At 66.1% G+C, this 3,032-nt stretch carries 3 protein-coding genes and 1 pseudogene; 1 reads left to right on the top strand and 3 read right to left on the bottom strand.

What is annotated here, in order from left to right; all coding sequences use genetic code 11:
• A pseudogene (locus GL279_RS18980) lies at positions 1 to 122 on the top strand (IS5/IS1182 family transposase); the annotation flags it as partial.
• Between the two features lies 1 nt (position 123).
• On the opposite strand, the gene GL279_RS18985 reads toward GL279_RS18980, so the two are convergent.
• The 3 genes from GL279_RS18985 to GL279_RS18995 form a co-directional block, all read right to left on the bottom strand.
• Positions 124 to 627 (bottom strand): phosphatase PAP2 family protein, encoded by a 504-nt coding sequence (locus tag GL279_RS18985; protein WP_343039866.1) that lies wholly within the window; start codon positions 625 to 627, stop codon positions 124 to 126.
• 122 nt (positions 628 to 749) lie between these two features.
• The gene (locus tag GL279_RS18990) at positions 750 to 1,418 is read right to left on the bottom strand and encodes an ABC transporter ATP-binding protein (protein ID WP_155066159.1); all 669 of its coding nucleotides are present in this window, start codon (positions 1,416 to 1,418) and stop codon (positions 750 to 752) included.
• The gene (locus GL279_RS18995; protein WP_155066160.1) at positions 1,411 to 2,724 is read right to left on the bottom strand and encodes a lipoprotein-releasing ABC transporter permease subunit; all 1,314 of its coding nucleotides are present in this window, start codon (positions 2,722 to 2,724) and stop codon (positions 1,411 to 1,413) included. The genes GL279_RS18990 and GL279_RS18995 overlap by 8 nt, the downstream gene beginning before the upstream one ends.
• Between the last annotated feature and the right edge of the window lie 308 nt (positions 2,725 to 3,032).

Raw genomic sequence — 3,032 nt, forward strand, 5'->3', positions numbered from 1 at the left:
GCTTCAGCAAACTGAAAAACAGCCGCCGGCTGGCAACCCGCTACGACAAAACCGCAGACAGTTTCCTCGGCTTCGTAGACGTCGCCTGCATCAGGCTCTGGCTCCGCCATTTGTCAACATGACCTAGAACTTCATCCCGATGCTGAAGCTGACCTTGTCGGTGCCGATGCCGAAGCTGGCGGCGCCGAGGGAGAGGCCGATCAGGGCTCCGGTCCAGGCTTGCTCGGGGGTGTGGGCGCCGGATTCGATCCGGCTCCAGCCGGTCAGGCCGGCGGCGCCATAGGCGGCGGCTCCGGCCAAGGGTTTGTCATCAAAGCATTTTCCGGCCAGATCGGCGGCGCCGAAGAAGGCGGCGGCGGTATGGCCCGAGGGGAAGCCCTTGCCTTCGCCATTCGGGCGGCGCGAGATCGGCGTGCCGTCGAAATATTCCTTGAGCCCCCAGACCAGCGCAGCCTGCAAGGCACCGCGCACCGCGAAATCCTCCAGCCGGTGCTGGTCGGCGGCGCAGACTGCGGCGGCAAGTGGCAGGCCGTATTTCATCGCGGTGCCGAAGTCCTCGAACGGGTCGGCGGCGGCGGGCGGCGCGGCGAGCGCGAGGCCCAACAGCGCCGCGCAACGGCTGCGCACGTTGCGTGGGGGCGCCGAGCCGCGCGGATTCGGGTCAGACCCAGAAATTGCTGGGGTTTGCGCTGTGACAGCCGTGCAGCGGGCGTACACCGCGCGTACACCGGCTGTACACAGCGCCGGCATCATTCGGGCGCGCCCAGCCGGATCACCCGGTCCATGCGGCCGGCCAGCTCCATGTTATGCGTGGCGATCAGCGCCGAGAGGCCGGTGTCGCGCACCAATGCCATCAGCACGTCGAACACCTTGTCCGAGGTCGCGGGATCGAGGTTGCCGGTCGGCTCATCGGCCAGAAGCAGCGAGGGGCCATTGGCCAGCGCCCGGCAAAAGGCCACGCGCTGCTGCTCGCCGCCCGAAAGCTGCGCCGGGCGATGTTCGGCGCGATGCGCAAGCCCGACCCGATCCAGCAGATCGGCGGCGCGTGCCCGGGCCTGCGCGCCCGGGACGCCGTTCGCGAGCTGCGGCAGCACGATGTTTTCGGCGGCCGAGAATTCGGGCAGCAGGTGGTGGAACTGATAGACAAAGCCCAGATCCTGCCGTCGCGCCTCGGTCCGGGCGCGGTCGCCCTGCCCGGTCATGTCGCGGCCGTTCAGCACCACGCGACCGCTGTCGGGACTGTCCAAGAGCCCCGCGATATGCAGCAGCGTCGATTTCCCGGCGCCCGAGGGCGCGACCAGCGCCACCACCTCGGCCCGACCGACCGAGAGCGACAGATCGCGCAGCACCTCGACCGGGGCCGGGCCGCGCTTGCCATAGGTCTTGCTGACCCGATCCAGAACCAGAACGTCACTCATAGCGCAGCGCCTCAACCGGGTTCATGCGGGCGGCCCGACGGGCCGGGAAGATGGTGACGACAAAGGCCAGCCCCAGCGACAGCAGCACCGATTTCGCCACGTCCCAGGCGCGCAGTTTCGCCGGCAGTTCATAGATGCCGCGCACCGAGGCGTCCCATGCCCCGCCGCCCGTAATCAGGTTCACGAAATCCAGCACATGCTGGACGTTCAGCGCAAACAGCACCCCCAGCGCCACACCGGCCAGCGTGCCGATGACGCCGGTGAAGGCGCCGCAGAGGAAAAACACACGCAGGATCGCGCCTTCGGTCAGGCCCATGGTGCGCAGGATGCCGATGTCGCGGCCCTTGTTCTTGACCAGCATGATCAGCCCCGAGGTGATGTTCATCGAGGCGATCAGCACGAGGATCGACAGGATGACGAACATCACATTGTCCTCCATCGTCAGCGCACGCAGGAAGCCGCCATTGGCGTCTTTCCATGTCCAGACCAGCGCGCGTTCGCCCGCCGTCTGCATCAGCGCCGGCGTCAGGGCATCGACGCGCTCGGGGTCCTTGACGAAGATCTCGATCTCGTCGGCGACGCCTTCGCGGTTGAAGAAGGCCTGCGCGGCAGGCATCGGCAGATAGGCGCGGGTCTTGTCGATGTCATAGCGCCCGGCCGAGAAGATATAGACCACGTCATAGGTCTCGATCCGGGGGGTGGTGCCGACGGCGGTCTGCGCGCCTTGCGGCGAAATCAGCTGCACCTTGTCACCGACCGAGACGCCGAGTTCGCGTGCCAGTTCGACCCCCAGCGCGATGCCATTGACGCCCTCGCGCCCGAAATCGTCGAGGTTGCCCATGGAATTGGCCGGGTCGGCGATGCGAGGCATGGCTTTCAGATCGGCGAGGGTGACGCCATAGACCTCGGCCACGTTATTCTGGTCATTGGCGCTGAGCATGGCCTGACCGCGCACGACCGGGGTGGCGCGCACCACATCGGGCAGCGCGGCGATGCGGGCAGCCAGCGCATCGGCATCCTCGATCCGGCCGGGCGCCGTATAGGTTTCCTCGGTCAGGTCGTTATAGACCGAGGTCGGCGCGTAATAGACCGAACTATGGGCATTGGCGCCAAGGATGGTGTCAACGAATTCCTCGCGAAAGCCTGCGCGCACGGCAAGGGTCGCGATGAGCGCGGCGACCCCCAGCGTGATGCCGATTAGGCTGATCCAGGTCATGACGCTGACGCCGCCTTCGGCACGGCGGGCGCGCAGGTAGCGCCATGCGATCATGAACTCATAGGCGGAAAAGGGGCGCGGGCTGGCCATCGGTCACCTTGGGGCTTGGGCTCGGGGGACTGCTTGGCAAGGATGGGGGGGGAAGGCAAGGCTACAAGGGCGTGAGGGGATGGAACAATATAATTCGGCTTTGGGCGCTGCAGGTCAGAGCCGGTTGCCTTTCTCGCCCATCTCATGTGCGCGAGAAAGAATGCGCTGTACTTCGCCCCTTATGGGCCTAGGCTGTGTGAAAACTCACTGCGGATGATATCTGACGCGTTGCTCGGACCAGATAAGGCGGCCAGCGACAGATTTCGACGGGACGTGGTTTGACGGCCTTTTCAGGCCTTCACCGCTGT

It is taken from the genome of Paracoccus limosus (genome assembly GCF_009711185.1).
Lineage (GTDB): Bacteria > Pseudomonadota > Alphaproteobacteria > Rhodobacterales > Rhodobacteraceae > Paracoccus > Paracoccus limosus.